We start from the raw sequence: 14,621 nt of genomic DNA, 5'->3' as shown, positions 1-14,621 counted from the left end.
TTGACCGGAGAGCGGCGGGCCGACAACACTAGCCCGCAGTGCCGCAAAGACGGCACGCGCCCGCCCCCCCCTTCAGAGTCCGCCATGTACCCGACCGACACCGTGCAATCCCCGAGCGCCGCCCGGCCGCTCGCCGACCGGCAGCTGCGCCGGATCGTCATCGCCTCCGTCGCCGGCAACGCGATGGAGTGGTACGACTTTTTCGTGTACGGCACGGCCGCGGCGCTCGTGTTCGGCCACGTGTTCTTTCCGCCCGGCGCGTCGCCGCTCGCGGGCAGCCTCGCCGCGTTCGCGGCATTCGCGCTCGGCTTCGTCGCGCGGCCGCTCGGCGGGATCGTGTTCGGCCACGTCGGCGACCGCTACGGGCGCAAGGCGTCGCTCGTGTGGACGCTGCTGATCATGGGCGCATCGACCTTCGCGATCGGCCTGCTTCCGACCTATGCGCAGGTCGGCCTGTGGGCACCGGCGGCGCTCGTCGTGCTGCGCCTGCTGCAAGGCATCGCATCCGGCGGCGAATGGGGCGGCGGCGTGCTGATGATCAGCGAGAACGCCCCACCCGAGCAGCGCGGCTACTACGCGGCGTGGAGCCAGCTCGGCGTGGGCGGCGGCTTCGTGCTGTCGTCGGCCGCGTTTCTCGCCGCGCAGGCGCTGCCGGACGAGATGTTCCGCACCTGGGGCTGGCGGCTGCCGTTCCTCGCGAGCATCGCGATCTTCGCGATCGGCATCTATATCCGCCGCCACCTGCCCGAAAGCCGCGACTTCGAGCAGGCCGGCCGGCGCGGCGCGCACACCCATCTGCCGATCGTCGAGTGCATCCGCCGCCATCCGAAGGAAATCCTGCTCGCGATGGGGCTGCGCGTGGCCGAGAACGGCGGCGCCTACATCTTTCTCGCGTTCTCGCTCGTCTACGGCAAATACGTCGGCATTCCGAACGGCGTGATGCTGACCGGCGTGATGATCGCGATGATCGTCGAGATGGGTGCGATGCTCGCGTGGGGCCGGCTGTCCGACCGGATCGGCCGCAAGCCCGTGTACCTGATCGGCGCGCTGAGCCTCGTCGCGTGCGCATTCCCGTTCTTCTGGCTGCTCGACACGCGTGCGACACCGCTCGTCTGGCTTGCGCTGACGGTCGGCACGGCCGTCAGCCACGGCGCGATGATCGGCACGCTGCCCGCGCTCGTCGGCGAGCTGTTCAGCACCGAGGTGCGTTACTCGGGCGTCGCGCTCGGGCATGAAGTCGCGTCGATCTTCGCCGGCGGGATGTCGCCGCTGATCGCCACCGCGCTGCTCGCGCGTTATCACGCATCGTGGCCCGTGTCGCTGTTTCTCGTCGCGCTCGGGCTCGTCACCGTCGCGACGCTGTGCGTGATGCGCGAAACGCGGATCGTGAGCGCCGCTCCCGCTGCTCCCGCTGTTCCCGCTACCGACACGCGCGGCGACACGGCGTGACCACGACGCTTCGATCCGCGCAAGCGGGCCGATCCGCACCGGCAGGCGGCGAACACGGCGGCAGCCGGCACGGCCGTTCCGGGCGCGTGCCACCGGCCGCGCCCGCCACCCCGGCGCGCCGCCTAGTTGCCGCCCTCCCGTCGCGCGCCGTCGAACGCCGGCGCGAGCCCCAGGTGATCGAGCAAGCGCGCGAATTCGCCGAGCCGCTGCCGCATGTACGCGGGCACGTCGACCTCCGCGTAGTCGTGGAAGCCCGCACCCGTGCGCACGCCGTCGCGCCCGGCTTCCATGTTGCGCACGACGCTCGCGGCCGACGCGAAACGCGGGCCGATCTCGCCGGCCAGATACTTCGACGCGTAGTACAGGATGTCGCAGCCGCCCCAGTCGATGAATTCGAGCAGCCCGAGCACCGCGAAGCGCGGGCCGAAACCGGTGCGGATCGCCGTGTCGATGTCGGCCGCGCTCGCGACGCCCTCCTCGACCATCCGTGCGGCCTCGTTCATCGCGAGCGCCTGGATGCGCGGCACGATATAACCGGGCGCCGGCCCGCAGATCACCGGCTTCTTGCCGACACGTTCGAGCAACGCGGCGAGCGACTCGACGACGGCATGGTCGGTCGCATCGCTGCGGCTGATCTCGACGAGCGGCATCAGCAGCGCGGGGTTCAGCCAGTGTGCGTTCAGCATCCGCTCCGGATGCGCGACGTGGCGTTGCAGCTCGGTGACGACGAACGTCGACGTCGTCGACGCGATCGTTGCATGCGCATCAACATGCGCGCCGAGCCAGCGCAGCGCGTCGGCCTTCGCATCGAGCACTTCGGGCAACGCCTCGAACACGATGCCGGCCTGCCGCACCGCATCGGCCGCACCGTCCCGGGCGACGAGCGCGATGCGCGCGACCACGGTTTCGGCCTGCGCGGCGTCGATGCGGCCGAGCGCGACCTGCGCATGCAGCGGCCTTTCGATCTCGTCGCGCGTGCGTGCCTCGAAGGCGCGCCATCCGGTCGCGTCGCGCGGCTTGAAGTCGATCAGCGTCACGTCGAGCCCCGCGAACGCGAACACGAGCGCGATCCCCTGCCCCATGCGCCCCGCGCCGAGCACGTGGACACGCGTCACATCGGTGCCCGCCTTCATGCCGCGTACCCCGCGTCGAGCAGCGCGCGCATCGCGTCCATCGACAGCGCGGCGAGCCCGAGCCGCTCCAGCGTGCGGCCTTCCGCATACAGGTCGCGCACCGCGACCGCGCTCGCAATGCTCAGCAGCCCCTGCGCGACGGGCGTCGGCACGCCGGCCCGGCGCCCGCACGACACGATGAACGACAGCCCGAGCCGGGTGTCTTCGAGCATGTAGCGATGCGTGCGCAGATCGATCTTCTCGCGCCAGTCGCCGCTATCGGTCAGCTTGCCGTGCGCGCCGCGCCCGTACATCCATTCGTCGCCGTCGGTCGCGTAGTGATCGGCAAGCGGGAAATGCGGCGCCGGGTAACCGAGCGCCTCGCGCGCCGCGATGCGTTCGGCGTCGAGCGCGTTCGTCACCCGGCGAATCGACGGCTGCGTGCCTTCGTTGTGGATGTCCCATGCGTCGAAGTGTTCGAGCGGCCCGGCGTTCATCAGGATCAGCGGCGGATGGATCACGGGGCCCGCGTTCATCAGCGCGCCGGACAACGCGTCCTCGACCGGTTCGACCGACGGATAACCCGCGCGCAGCACGTCGAACGCCCAGCCGGACGCGTTCGCCGGAAACACGCCGGTCGGCAGCCGCGTCGCGTACGCGCTGATCACGACGTCGTTGTCGCCGTGCCTGCGCACGAGATACGGCAGCGTGCCCGTCTCGGCGAAGGCGACGCGCGAACGGTTGCCGGCATCGGCCGCCGCGCGCGCGAACACGACGCTGCCGAACGTGCCGGGCGGCAGGAACACGACCTGGCCGTCCTCCAGCAGCGGCGCGACCTGCGCGGCGAGCGCGTCGTGCGAGGTGGCCGGCAGCGGCACCACGACGAGCCGCGCGCCGCGCAATGCGGCCGCGAGATCGCCGGTCAGGCGGATCGCGCCGGGCGCGTCGCCGAGCGGCACCGTCCGCTTGCCGCGATAGTCGGTCACGTTCAGCACGCCAAGCTCGCGCAGCCGCGCGTGCGGCTCGCGGTCGCGCCGCCACCACGTCACGTCGTGGCCCTTCTCGAACAGGTCGATGGCCGCCGCATGGCAGCCGTGGCCGCCGCCCAGAACACATACCTTCATCGTCTTCTCCCGGTGAATGAGTGCTTCCGAGACTACGCGTCCGCCCCCGCCGCGTCGCTTCAAAACGCGCAACGGCGTGCCCGTTCGCGCAACGCAATCGGGGCGACACGCACGAAACCGCGCCCCTGCATCCGATACGAGGTCCGTGAATGGATATCGCCCTTTCCCGCCATGCGCCGAATAGGCTCGGCACGCTGCACGCCCCCGACGAAGTCGAACGCGCGGTCGCGCACCGGCTCGGGCCGCACCGGATGGCCGCACGCGGCCGCGATCCGTTTCATGCGGAGCTGTACGAAGTGCCGCTGCATCACGGCGCGCTGCTCGAACTCTGCTACGGCCGCGAAACGCGCATCGATTTCGGAGACGACGCCGAGCACTTCCTGTTCAGACTGACGCTCGCCGGTGCATGCGAGCTGCAGGCCGGCAGCGTCGTCGCGCGCGCCGGCCCCGGCGAGTTGACCGTATCGTCGCCCGCACTCGCGAGCCGCCTAAGCACAAGCCCGGATTGCCGCAACCTCGTGCTGCGGCTCGAACGCGACGCGCTCGAACGCAAGCTGCAGGACATGCTGCAGGCCACGCTCACGCGGCCGCTGCAGTTCGATCTCGCCGCCGGTGGCGCCGGCGCGGGCGCCGCGCTGCTGCTGCCGACCTTCGAATACCTGTGCCGGCTCGGCGCGCAGCCGGGCATCGGCACGGCCGCGACGACCTTCGGCGCCGATCTCACGACGTGGCTGATGTCGCTGCTGCTCACGCACCTGCCGCATTCGTACAGCGATGCGCTCACGCGCGGCACGCCGCCGCTGCCGGCACACGTGCGGCGCGCATGCGATCACGTCGACGCGCACCTCGGCGAACCGCTCGCGCTCGCCGCGCTGGCGGCCGTCGCGGGCGTCGCGCCGCGCACGCTGCAGCACGCGTTCCGCGCATTCCTGCACACCACGCCGGCTGCATATGTGCGCGATCGCAGGCTCGCTGCCGTGCACGCGGCGCTGCAACGCGGCGACACGCGCAGCGTGACCGACGTGCTGATCGCACACGGCATCCATGGCTTCGGCCATTTCGCGAAGGCATATGCGCGGCGATACGGCCACGCGCCTTCCGTCACCGCGAGGCAACCCCGATGACGCACTCCGCACCCGGCCGCCCGGCGGCCCCGGCCCGCAACGAGTCCGCACCGCACGACACCGACCCGTCCGAACTGCGCGTGCAGGATCTCGACCTCAACTTGCTGAAAACGTTTCGTGCCGTGTACGAGGAGCGGCATGTCGGCCGCGCGGCGCTGCGGCTCGGCGTCACGCAGCCGTCCGTCAGCTACGCGCTCGGCCGGCTGCGGCTGATGTTCCGCGACGCGCTGTTCGTGCGCACCGGCACCGGCGTCGAGCCGACGCCGCGCGCGCAGCGGCTCGCGCTGTCGGTCGACAAGGCGCTCGCGATCCTGCAGGACGTGCTCGACGAAGGCTCGCGCTTCACGCCCGACAGCACGCAGCGCGTGTTCCGCCTGCACATGAGCGATTTCGCGGCGAGCGCGTTCCTGCCGACGCTGCTTGCCGCATTCGACCGCCGCGCGCCGGGTGCGGTGATCGAGACGCTGCACGTCGACGAATGCCAGCTCAACGTCGCGCTCGAATCGGGGCGGATCGACTTCGCGCTCGGGCATTTCGCCGACGCGTCGAGCCACTTCCAGCGCACCGCGCTGCTGCACGAGCGCTGCGTGCTGCTGATGCCGCGCCGCACCGCGCAGCGCGTCGCGCTGCCCGACGATTACGTGCTCGATGGCGACGCGCCCGATACGCTGCGCTTCGTCGCGGTCGCGTCGCATCCGCAATCGATGCAACTGCTGGAGCGACACGGGCTGATGCCGCGCGTGCGCGCGGCGCTTCCCGATTTCCTGGTGGTGCCCGCGCTGTTGCAGGACGGCGACTATGCGCTGATCCTGCCGGAGACGATCGCGATCACGTTCGCGGCGCGGCAGCCGTGCGCCCTGTACGAGATCGCCGGTGCCGGCGAATGGGCCGTCAACGCGTACTGGCACCGGCGCTTCGACGCGGACCCCGGCCATCGCTGGTTGCGCGCGCTGCTGCTCGAGCTGTTCCACATCGGCGAGCTGGCGCCGTTCGACGCATGGCTCGCGCCGCAGCCGCCCGCCTGCGCATGACGGCGCGAAGGGCTCGGACGGCGCAAGCGGGCAGCGGCGCGCGCCGGTCAGAACGACGTGAGGATGCCCGCGACGATCGAGCTCGCCGTTGCACCGGGCTTGGCGACCGCGACGCCGCCGCCCGCCGCGCCGTTGACGACGAAGCGCGCATGCGCGCCGTTGCGCACCATCGCGGCGCCCGTGTACAGCACCGTGCGCTTCGACAGCGGATAGTCGAAACGGATGCCGTACGAATCGGCGTTGCCGTCGCTGTCCGCGACCTTGCGGTAATGGCCGACGCTCAGCAGCAGCGACGCACGACCGATCGGCACCGTCGCGCTCAGCTCCATGATGTCGCTGTGCGGATACGCGCTCTGGCTGTCGATCGCGGTTGCGACGTCGGGGCCGCCGCGATGGCGCAGGTACAGCGCGGCGACCTTCACGACATTGAAGTCGTACGAAATCGCGCCGAGCGTGTAGTTGCCGTTCGCGGCCGGGCTCGTGTCGCCGAGCGCGGCCGCGGCCACCGGGCTGAACTTCTGCTGCATGTAGTCGATGTCGACCGACAGGCCGCCGCGCACGTAGTTGAGCCCCGCGCCGTACGTATCGCCGAGCGTCGCCGGCTGCCCGGCCGCGCCATTGGTGCCGCGCGCGGCCATCGCGCGCAGCATGAAGCCCGCGTAGCGCGGCGACGTATAGCGCATCGAGTTGCGCACGCGCAGGAACGCGGGCCCGACGAAGTTGTTCGTCGCGTTGCCCCACGCGAGCCCCGCGCCGAGGCCCGGCAGGCTGTACGTGACGAGCGTCGTGTGCAGGATCGTGTAAAGCTCGCCGAACTGCACGCCGCCGAACGGCCCCGTGATGCCGACCCATGCTTCGCGGCCGAACAGCGCGCTGCCGTTCGACAGCGCGCCGCTGGCCGCGTTGAAGCCGTCCTCCAGCTTGAAGATCGTCGCGTAGCCGCCGCCGAGATCCTCGACGCCCTTCAGCCCCCACTGCGATGCGAACAGGTTGCCGCTGCCCATGCGCGTCACGTGGTTCGGCCCGGCGTTCGCGTATTCGATCGCGGTGTCGACGCGGCCGTAGAGCGTCACGCTCGATTGCGCGAATGCGGGCAGCGCCGCGCAGGCCAGCAGCGCGGAAAGCGGTACGGCAAGCCGGTCGGCCCGCCTGTTCGGTTGATTCATCGTCGTCGTCCCGTAGAGGTTCCGGCGCCTGTCGGTATCGCGCCGGCTGGTGTGAAGCGCGTTCGCCGCGAAGGGCCAACGCAGCCGATCAAAAACGGGCCGAGTCTAGGAACGACAATTTCGGACGTCGACGCAATGCGCTCTATAACGCTTATAGATGCGCCGCATGATGCGCGCGCGCCCCGCTGCAAGCGCGCCGCGCGGCGGCCGGGGTGCGCAACCCTGGTGTTTTCTTTATCCGGGTCGGTAGATGCCCGTGTGGCGCGGCTGTCACTCCGGCTATGGCGGCCGGATTTGGCCGACTACGCTGCGTCTCCGGCACGTGCCCCCCGCACGCTTTCGCGCCGCGACGGCGCCCGGCCCGCGAGGCCGATGCCGCGCTTATCCACCGCCCGCTCCTGGAGAATCCGCATGTCCGCATCCACGGCCCGCGCTGCCGACGGCAAGCGCTATACGTACGAATGGTATGTCGTCGTCATCTGCATGCTCGCGTACGTCTTTTCGTTCGTCGACCGCCAGGTCCTCGTGCTGATGATCGAGCCGATCAAGCGCGACCTGCACCTGTCCGACACGCAGTTCAGCCTGCTCAACGGCTTCGCGTTCTCGCTGTTCTATGCGGTGATGGGGCTGCCTGTCGCGTATCTCGCCGATCGCTACGCGCGCCCGCGGATCATCTCGCTCGGCATCGCGCTGTGGAGCGTCGCGACCGCCGCGTGCGGGCTCAGCCAGCATTTCGTGCAGATGTTCATCGCGCGCATGGGCGTGGGCGTCGGCGAGGCCGCGCTGTCGCCCGGCGCGTATTCGATGCTCGCCGACTACTTCCCGAAGGAGAAGCTCGGGCGCGCGATCGCCGTGTATTCGCTCGGTTCGTTCATCGGCGGCGGCGTCGCGTTCCTGATCGGCGGTTACGTGATCGCGCTGCTCAAGCATGCGAGCGCGTTCACGCTGCCGGTGGTCGGGCAGGTACATGCGTGGCAGGTCACGTTCCTGATCGTCGGGCTGCCGGGGCTGCTGGTCGCGCTGCTGTTCGCGGCGACCGTGCGCGACCCGCAGCGCAAGGGGCTTGCGCAGGATCGCTCGGGCGCCGTGCGGCGCGTGTCGATGCGCGATTCGCTGCGCTTCGTCGGCACGCATCGCGCGACCTTCGCGTGCCACTACCTCGGCTTCTCGTTCTACGCGATGACGCTGTACTGCCTGCTGAGCTGGACGCCCGCGTTCTATATCCGCCGCTTCGGGATGACGGCCGTCGAAGCCGGCTACACGCTCGGCATCGTGCTGCTGGTCGCGAACACGGCCGGCGTGTTCTGCGGCGGCTGGCTCAACGACTGGCTGCTGCGACGCGGCCGTGCCGACGCACCGATGCGCGCCGGCGCGATCGGCGCCGCGTGCATGGTGATTCCCGCGACGCTGTTCACGCAACTCGACTCGCTGCCCGCTTCGCTCGCGATGCTCGTCGTCGCGATGTTCTTCGCGTCGTTCCCGATGCCGACGTCGACCGCCGCGATGCAGACGCTCGCGCCGAACCAGATGCGCGCGCAGATCTCCGCGCTGTTCCTGCTCGTGTCGAACCTGATCGCGCTCGGGATCGGTACGACCGTCGTCGCGCTGTTCACCGATCGCGTGTTCGGCGCGCCGGCGGCGGTCGGCCATTCGATGTCGATCGTCAACGTCGCGGCGGCCACGCTCGCCGCGTTGCTGCTCGCCGCCGGCTGCCGGCACTATCGCCGCAGCCTCGATCGCGAGCGCGGCCATGCGTCGGCAGCGGCACCGCAGGCAACCGAGGCGGGCAACGCAATCGCCGCGCGCTGAACGACGGGTGCTCCGACGCCGACCATCATCCATCCCACTGATTCAGGCATCGCTTTTTAATCGATTTGATTTATGCGATGCCCGTCCCTATTCTCGATCGCATGACGGCGCGGTGCCGCGCCGCTTTCCTCGTACCCCACGGAATTTCCCATGCAAGCGAACCGCCACCAGGTCCGGATCGACGCGCTGATCGACGCGGCGCAGGACATCCGCTGTTTCCGGGTTTCGCGCATCGACGGCCAGCCGTTCGACGCGTACGAACCCGGTGCCCATATCGACGTCACCGCGCCGTCCGGCGTCACGCGGCAATACTCGCTGTGCGGCAACCCCGACGAACGCGGCAGCTACCTGTTCGCGGTGAAGAAGGAAGCGCAGTCGCGCGGCGGCTCGCGTTCGCTGCACGATGATGTGCAGCTTGGCGCCGAGCTGTCGATCGGTACGCCGCGCAACCTGTTTCGTCTGACGGATCACGCGAGCGAGCACGTGCTGATCGCGGCGGGCATCGGCATCACGCCGCTGCTGTCGATGGCGTATGCACTGCACCGGCGCGGCGCGCGCTACCGGTTGCATTACTTCGCGCGCAGCCGCAAGCACGCGGCCTTCGTCGACGAACTGTCGGCCGAGCCGTTCGCGTCGCACGTGACGTTCCACTACGGCGTCGAGCCTGATGCGCTCGCGATCGAACTCGAACGCTGCGTCGAATCGGTCGACGCACGCGCGCACGTCTATACGTGCGGCCCCGGGCCGTTCATGGAGGCGGTCGTCGCGGCGGCCGCGACGCGCGTGCCCGAAGACTCGATCCATCTCGAACGTTTCGCGGCGGAACCCGTCGCTGCCGATGCGGGCCACGCCGAAGCCGGCGCCGGCCCGGCCGACGGCTTCGAAGTCCGCCTGCAGCGCAGCGGGCAATCGGTGCGCGTCACGCCCGACACGTCGATCGTCGACGCGCTCGCGCGGATCGGCATCGAAGTCGATACGTCATGCGGCGAAGGCGTGTGCGGCACCTGCATGGTGCCCGTCGTCGACGGCGAGCCCGATCATCGCGACCACTGTCTCAGCAAGGCCGAGCGCGCGAGCAACACGGTGATCTGCTGCTGCGTGTCGCGCGCGCGCTCGGCGGTGCTGGTGCTCGATCTCTGACGCCTGCGACACACGCGGCGCGGGTTCAAGACGTCCCGTGTCGTCGAACCGCTCGACGACATCGGCCGGTCATCCGCAATGCCCTCGTCCTCATGAGTCGCGCGTCGTCGAACCACTCGACGCTTCCGGCCGGCAACGCGCGCATCCGCGCATCGCGTTCGTCTTCAGGACTCACGCGTTGTCGAACTGCTCGACGAGTTCGGCCAGCAACATGCGCATCCACGCATTGCCCTCGTCTTCATGGAAATGCTCGTGCCAGTGCATCGTCACCGGCGCGGGCGGCAGCGTGACAGGCAGGTCGTACAGGCGGAACGCGTTGTCGCGGTTCAGGATCCGCGCGAGCCGCTTCGGCAGCGTCGCGTACAGATCCGTGACCGACAGCACGCTCGGTAGCGCGACGAAGTGCGGCACCTCGAGCGCGATGTTGCGGCCCACGCCCTGCGCGCGCAATGCGTCGTCGAGCGCGTGGTGGCTGTGCTCGACCGATTTCACGTTGACGTGCGCGGCGCGCACGAATTGCTCGAGGCTCAGCGCGCCTCCGCTCGGCAACCCGCGCCGGCGGCCCGTCATGCACACGTAGGTTTCCTCGAACAGCATCTGGTGACGCGTGCGCGGCATCAGCTCCGGCAGGTTGCCGATCGCGAAATCGAGCCGGCTCGCGCGCAGCGCTTCCTCGATCTCCTCCACCGGCAGCGGCTGCACGCTCAGCGTCACGCGCGGCGCGCGCTCGCGCAGCGCCTGGCAGATCGCGGGCAAGTACGCCATCTCCCCCGCATCCGACAGCGACAGCCGGAACGTACGCGTGCTGGTCGCCGGATCGAAGCGCTCCGCGTAGCGCAGCGCCACGCGCACCATGTCGAGCGCCTTGCCGACGATGCCCGCGAGTTCGAGCGCGACCGGCGTCGGCTGCATGCCCGAGCGCGTGCGCACGAACAGCGGATCGTCGAACAGCGTGCGCAGCCGGCCGAGCGAATAGCTGACGGCCGGCTGCGACAACGCGAGCCGCTCGCCGGCCTTCGTCAGGCTGCGTTCCTCGACGATCGCCTGGAATACGCGCAACAGGTTCAGATCGAGATGATCGACCGACGTCATGACCGCCTCCACTATCACTATTCGTCAAATTGATGCGTGAACGCATTCTAAATCAGTGAAGCGGATTTTTACGCAGGTGCGCACAATCGCCGTCAGGCTTCCGGGCGATGGAACATCTCGTGGATCACGCCGCGCAGCCACGCAATGCCCGGGTCCGCCGCGAACTGCACGTGCGTGTGCATCTGGATTTCGATCGGCGGCAGCACGAACGGCAACGGAAAGATCCGGAACGCGCGGCCGCGGTTGAAGCGCTCGGCGACGCTGCGCGGGAAGATGATCGCCAGATCGGTGTGCTGCACGATCTCCGGCGCGACGATGAAGTGCGGCAGCCGCAGCACGACGGTGCGCTCGACTTGCAACTCGTCGAGCCACTTCTCGACCATCCGGTGGCCGGTCGCATTGCTGCTCGCGTAGATGTAGCGCAGCGCGGTCAGGTCCTCCTGCGTCGGCGCGCGCTTGCGCAGCGGATGGCCGGCCCGCACCATGCACACGTGCTCGTCCGAGAACAGCGTTTCGCTCACGCAGCCGGGTCCCGGATCGGGCACGTAGCCGAGCGCGAGATCGATCTCGCCGCTGCGCATCGCAGCGCCGACCGCGTCGACGGTTGCGCTCGCGATATCGACGCGAATGCCGGGTGCGACGTCCGCAAGCCTCGCCAGCAGCGGCGGCAGGAAATAGAACTCCGACATGTCGGACATCGACAACCGGAAGGTGCGGTTCGCGGTGGCCGGATCGAAGTGCGCGACCTGTTGCACCGCGAGATCGATGATGCCGAACGCGCGCGTCAGCGGGCCGTGCAGCTGGCGCGCCGTGTCGGTCGGCGCCATGCCGGTCGGCGTGCGCACGAACAGCGGATCGTCGAACAGGTTGCGCAGCCGCCGCAACGCGTGGCTGACGGCCGGCTGCGTGAGCCCGAGCCGCTCGCCGGCCGCGGTCAGGCTGCGCAGCTCCGAGATCGCGAGAAACACGCGCAGCAGGTTGAGGTCGGTGACGACCGGACGGGATTGGGTCATGGCGCTCGTGAGCCGCGGCGGGGGCGTCGACGCGGCGGACCCGCAATCGCGCGACGCGGCGCGGACTACTCGATCGATGTTATCTCAAAACTATCGCTCGTCATCGGGAAATGTGGCGTGGCGCCGGTGAACGGCGGCAGCGCGTCGAAGTCCCTGCGCATCAGCAGCCGGACCGGCGACGCGAGTGCGTGCTCCAGCGCACCGGCATCGTCGAACACGACCTTGTTGCGCTGCATCGCATCCGCGCGCGGCACCGGCAGCGCGGTCCGGTAATCGATGCGCGTATAGATCTCGATCGCGCGGATGCCCGGCAACTGCGCCATCAGCGGCGGATGGTGATCGAGATAATGCGACAGCCACGCGTTCGGGTCCGCGGCTTCGCCGTCGTAGCTGACGAGGTAGGTGCAGCTTTGCGCGGCCGCGCGCGGGCCGGCCAGCGGGATCGGGCGTACGGCCATCGCCTGCTGGACGACGCGCCGCCCGGCTGCCTGCCAACGCGCGACGCACGCGTGCGCGGCCCCCGTCGGCGCAAGCATCGCTTCGAGCGTGCCGAGTTCGGCAAAGTAGCCTTGCACCACGCATGCCGGCGACGGCGGGCGCGCGACGGGGTCGGCGCGATCGGCGGCCAGCGCGGCGGGCCGATGCACGACCAGCCGCGTCAGCCCGGGCACCGCGCGCAGCACCGCGATCGCATCATCGAGGCCCGGTGGCGGGCCGCCGGCGTCATCGTCGCCACCACGATCGACGATCAGGAACAGGCAAATGTCCATCCGTCACCCCGCCTGCGCGGCCAGCGGATGCGCGAGCCGGTGGAACGCGCGGCCGAAGTAGATCAGCCCGTCGGCCGCCGCATGCAGCGCGATATGGTCGACCTCGACGAACATCACCGAATGCGAGCCGACCGTTTTGCTGTCGATGATGCGCCCTTCGAGGCTGACGTTCGCGTCGGCCAGCACCGGGACGCCGGTTTTCCCGTCCCGCCAGCGCGCATCGTCGAAACGCGTGTCGCCCGGCGCCATGCCGGCGAACGCCCTCGCGACCTCCTGGCACGCGGACGGCAACAGGTTGATCGCGACGCGCCCGTTGCCGTGCATGATGTCGTGCGCACGGCTGCCGCGGTTGACGCACACCAGCATCGTCGGCGGCGTGTCGGTCACCGAGCACACCGCGCTCGCGGTGATGCCCCAGCGGCCGTGCACGCCGTCGGTGGTAATGACGTTGACGCCGGCCGGCAGGCGCGACATCGCCTCGCGAAAGTCCTGGCGCATGTCGTCGTGGATCGTTGCATCGTTCATCTCAAGCTCCTGCTGCGAAGAATCGGCGCGATCGCCGGTCACGGATACGGTGTCACGGGTGCGATGCCGGCAAACACGGCACCGGAGCCGTCATAGGTCGCCTCGCCGAGAAACGCGTGCTGCGTGACCACGATCGAATCGCGCACCAGTTGCTGCAGCCGGTTCTCGCGATAGATCGCGGCCGTGCCCGCCAGCTGGTACGCCTGCATCACGACCTTCGCGCACACCTGCGCCGCGTGCGTCGCGCTCAGCCGCAGCAGGTTGGCCTGTTGCGGCGACACCGGCCGGCCGGCGGCCAGCGACGCCCACGCGGCCTCCGCCGTCTCGTAGAAAAACGCGCGCGCGCTGCGCCAGTCGGCCTCGGCCTTCGCGAGGCCCTCGCGGTAGTACGGACGATCGGCGAGACGCGGCGCACCGGTCGTCGTCTTCGTCGCGCCCGACATGGCGGTGAGCAGGTCGAGCGCGGCGCGCGCGATGCCGACGTTGACCGCCGCATGCACCTGCGCCTGGTAAGCGACCGCCGGATAGCGGTACAGCGGCTCGTCGACGGTCGGCTCGCCGCCGCGCACGAAGGTCCAGGCTTCGTCGACGAACTGGTCGTTCAGCGCGAGATCGTGACTGCCGGTGCCCTGCATGCCGACCACACGCCAGTTCTCGACGATCTCGACGTCGTCGGCGCGAAACACGGCCGTGAACGGCTTGCCCGGCGCCCCGCCGTCGGCTGGCGCACCGCCGATGCCGACGCCGATCCAGTCCGCGCCCTTGCAGCCGCTCGCGAAGCGCCAGCGCCCCGTCACGCGGTAGCCGCCCGGCGCGCGCTGCGCCGGCTGCAGCGGGTACAGACCACCGGCGAACACCTGGTCGGGACCGTCCGCATAGATCGTGCGTTGCGTGTCGAGCGGCAGCGCGGCGAGATAGGTATTGGCCGAACCGAATGCCGCGACCCACGCGGCCGACCCGTCGGCGACCGCGATCCGTTCGAGCATCGCGAGGAACACGTGTGGCGGCAGCGCGTCGCCGCCGAAGCGGCCCGGCGTGCCGGCGCGGAAGATGCCCGCGCGCTTCATCATCGCGATCACGTCGCGCGGCACGTGCGACAGCCGGTCGAACTCGTCGCGCCTGCGTTCGACTTCGGCGATCACCGCCTCGAGAGGCAGCGGCGAGCGGTCGGCCGGTTGCGGTGACGCGGGCGCGTCGGGCACGACGGCACGAATGGCGGAATTGGCTTGCATGGTGACTTCCTGAAAGGGCGAAGGGTCTGGACGA

The 14,621-nt window shown here is 69.8% G+C and carries 13 protein-coding genes; 5 read left to right on the top strand and 8 right to left on the bottom strand.

Features of this window, described 5'->3' with window-relative positions; translation table 11 throughout:
• Positions 1-84: 84 nt before the first annotated feature.
• On the top strand, positions 85-1,449 hold the full coding sequence (locus tag FOZ70_RS23060) for an MFS transporter (protein WP_219706820.1): 1,365 nt from the start codon (positions 85-87) through the stop codon (positions 1,447-1,449).
• Positions 1,450-1,571: 122 nt separating this feature from the next.
• Here FOZ70_RS23060 and FOZ70_RS23055 read toward each other — a convergent pair whose 3' ends face one another.
• Entirely contained in the window at positions 1,572-2,582 is a 1,011-nt protein-coding gene (locus tag FOZ70_RS23055) for a 3-hydroxybutyryl-CoA dehydrogenase (protein WP_219706819.1), read from the bottom strand.
• On the bottom strand, positions 2,579-3,685 hold the full coding sequence (locus tag FOZ70_RS23050; protein WP_219706817.1) for an NAD/NADP-dependent octopine/nopaline dehydrogenase family protein: 1,107 nt from the start codon (positions 3,683-3,685) through the stop codon (positions 2,579-2,581). Before FOZ70_RS23050 ends, FOZ70_RS23055 begins: the two co-directional genes overlap by 4 nt.
• Before the next feature lie 149 nt (positions 3,686-3,834).
• Here FOZ70_RS23050 and FOZ70_RS23045 point away from each other — a divergent pair, with 149 nt between their 5' ends.
• Together FOZ70_RS23045 and FOZ70_RS23040 are read left to right on the top strand one after the other, a co-directional pair.
• Positions 3,835-4,809, top strand: a complete 975-nt coding sequence (locus tag FOZ70_RS23045; protein WP_060217876.1) for an AraC family transcriptional regulator — start codon at positions 3,835-3,837, stop codon at positions 4,807-4,809.
• A complete protein-coding gene (locus FOZ70_RS23040; RefSeq protein ID WP_219706815.1) occupies positions 4,806-5,840 on the top strand; it encodes a LysR family transcriptional regulator in 1,035 nt (344 codons plus the stop codon). The genes FOZ70_RS23045 and FOZ70_RS23040 overlap by 4 nt, the downstream gene beginning before the upstream one ends.
• 47 nt (positions 5,841-5,887) lie before the next feature.
• Here the strand turns inward: FOZ70_RS23040 and FOZ70_RS23035 are convergent, their stop codons facing one another.
• Positions 5,888-7,006, bottom strand: coding sequence for a porin (locus tag FOZ70_RS23035; RefSeq protein WP_219706814.1), 1,119 nt, complete (start codon positions 7,004-7,006; stop codon positions 5,888-5,890).
• Positions 7,007-7,417: 411 nt separating this feature from the next.
• Here FOZ70_RS23035 and FOZ70_RS23030 point away from each other — a divergent pair, with 411 nt between their 5' ends.
• Positions 7,418-8,815 carry an MFS transporter gene (locus FOZ70_RS23030; protein WP_059817718.1) on the top strand — a complete coding sequence of 466 codons (1,398 nt, stop codon included), beginning with the start codon at positions 7,418-7,420 and terminating at the stop codon, positions 8,813-8,815.
• A gap of 150 nt (positions 8,816-8,965) precedes the next feature.
• On the top strand, positions 8,966-9,955 hold the full coding sequence (locus tag FOZ70_RS23025) for a PDR/VanB family oxidoreductase (protein ID WP_219706812.1): 990 nt from the start codon (positions 8,966-8,968) through the stop codon (positions 9,953-9,955).
• A 171-nt stretch (positions 9,956-10,126) separates the two neighbouring features.
• On the opposite strand, the gene FOZ70_RS23020 is transcribed toward FOZ70_RS23025, so the two are convergent.
• The 5 genes from FOZ70_RS23020 to FOZ70_RS23000 form a co-directional block, all read right to left on the bottom strand.
• Entirely contained in the window at positions 10,127-11,047 is a 921-nt protein-coding gene (locus tag FOZ70_RS23020; RefSeq protein WP_059494646.1) for a LysR family transcriptional regulator, read from the bottom strand.
• Between the two features lie 92 nt (positions 11,048-11,139).
• Positions 11,140-12,060, bottom strand: coding sequence for a LysR family transcriptional regulator (locus tag FOZ70_RS23015; RefSeq protein WP_059653763.1), 921 nt, complete (start codon positions 12,058-12,060; stop codon positions 11,140-11,142).
• A gap of 65 nt (positions 12,061-12,125) precedes the next feature.
• The gene (locus tag FOZ70_RS23010) at positions 12,126-12,830 is read right to left on the bottom strand and encodes a hypothetical protein (protein WP_059484713.1); all 705 of its coding nucleotides are present in this window, start codon (positions 12,828-12,830) and stop codon (positions 12,126-12,128) included.
• 3 nt (positions 12,831-12,833) lie between these two features.
• Positions 12,834-13,355 carry a flavin reductase gene (locus FOZ70_RS23005; protein ID WP_059589592.1) on the bottom strand — a complete coding sequence of 174 codons (522 nt, stop codon included), beginning with the start codon at positions 13,353-13,355 and terminating at the stop codon, positions 12,834-12,836.
• Between the two features lie 38 nt (positions 13,356-13,393).
• On the bottom strand, positions 13,394-14,587 hold the full coding sequence (locus FOZ70_RS23000; RefSeq protein WP_059484712.1) for an acyl-CoA dehydrogenase family protein: 1,194 nt from the start codon (positions 14,585-14,587) through the stop codon (positions 13,394-13,396).
• Positions 14,588-14,621 lie beyond the last annotated feature (34 nt).

The organism is Burkholderia sp. COPS, assembly GCF_019425585.1.
GTDB lineage: Bacteria > Pseudomonadota > Gammaproteobacteria > Burkholderiales > Burkholderiaceae > Burkholderia > Burkholderia cepacia.
This window is presented reverse-complemented; position numbering and strand designations above follow the sequence as displayed.

Bases quoted from the DNA above. Each gene is read 5' to 3' on its own strand.
- FOZ70_RS23060 (WP_219706820.1), top strand. From the start codon at position 85: ATGTACCCGACCGACACCGTGCAATCCCCGAGCGCCGCCCGGCCGCTC.
- FOZ70_RS23055 (WP_219706819.1), bottom strand. From the start codon at position 2,582: ATGAAGGCGGGCACCGATGTGACGCGTGTCCACGTGCTCGGCGCGGGG.
- FOZ70_RS23050 (WP_219706817.1), bottom strand. From the start codon at position 3,685: ATGAAGGTATGTGTTCTGGGCGGCGGCCACGGCTGCCATGCGGCGGCC.
- FOZ70_RS23045 (WP_060217876.1), top strand. From the start codon at position 3,835: ATGGATATCGCCCTTTCCCGCCATGCGCCGAATAGGCTCGGCACGCTG.
- FOZ70_RS23040 (WP_219706815.1), top strand. From the start codon at position 4,806: ATGACGCACTCCGCACCCGGCCGCCCGGCGGCCCCGGCCCGCAACGAG.
- FOZ70_RS23035 (WP_219706814.1), bottom strand. From the start codon at position 7,006: ATGAATCAACCGAACAGGCGGGCCGACCGGCTTGCCGTACCGCTTTCC.
- FOZ70_RS23030 (WP_059817718.1), top strand. From the start codon at position 7,418: ATGTCCGCATCCACGGCCCGCGCTGCCGACGGCAAGCGCTATACGTAC.
- FOZ70_RS23025 (WP_219706812.1), top strand. From the start codon at position 8,966: ATGCAAGCGAACCGCCACCAGGTCCGGATCGACGCGCTGATCGACGCG.
- FOZ70_RS23020 (WP_059494646.1), bottom strand. From the start codon at position 11,047: ATGACGTCGGTCGATCATCTCGATCTGAACCTGTTGCGCGTATTCCAG.
- FOZ70_RS23015 (WP_059653763.1), bottom strand. From the start codon at position 12,060: ATGACCCAATCCCGTCCGGTCGTCACCGACCTCAACCTGCTGCGCGTG.
- FOZ70_RS23010 (WP_059484713.1), bottom strand. From the start codon at position 12,830: ATGGACATTTGCCTGTTCCTGATCGTCGATCGTGGTGGCGACGATGAC.
- FOZ70_RS23005 (WP_059589592.1), bottom strand. From the start codon at position 13,355: ATGAACGATGCAACGATCCACGACGACATGCGCCAGGACTTTCGCGAG.
- FOZ70_RS23000 (WP_059484712.1), bottom strand. From the start codon at position 14,587: ATGCAAGCCAATTCCGCCATTCGTGCCGTCGTGCCCGACGCGCCCGCG.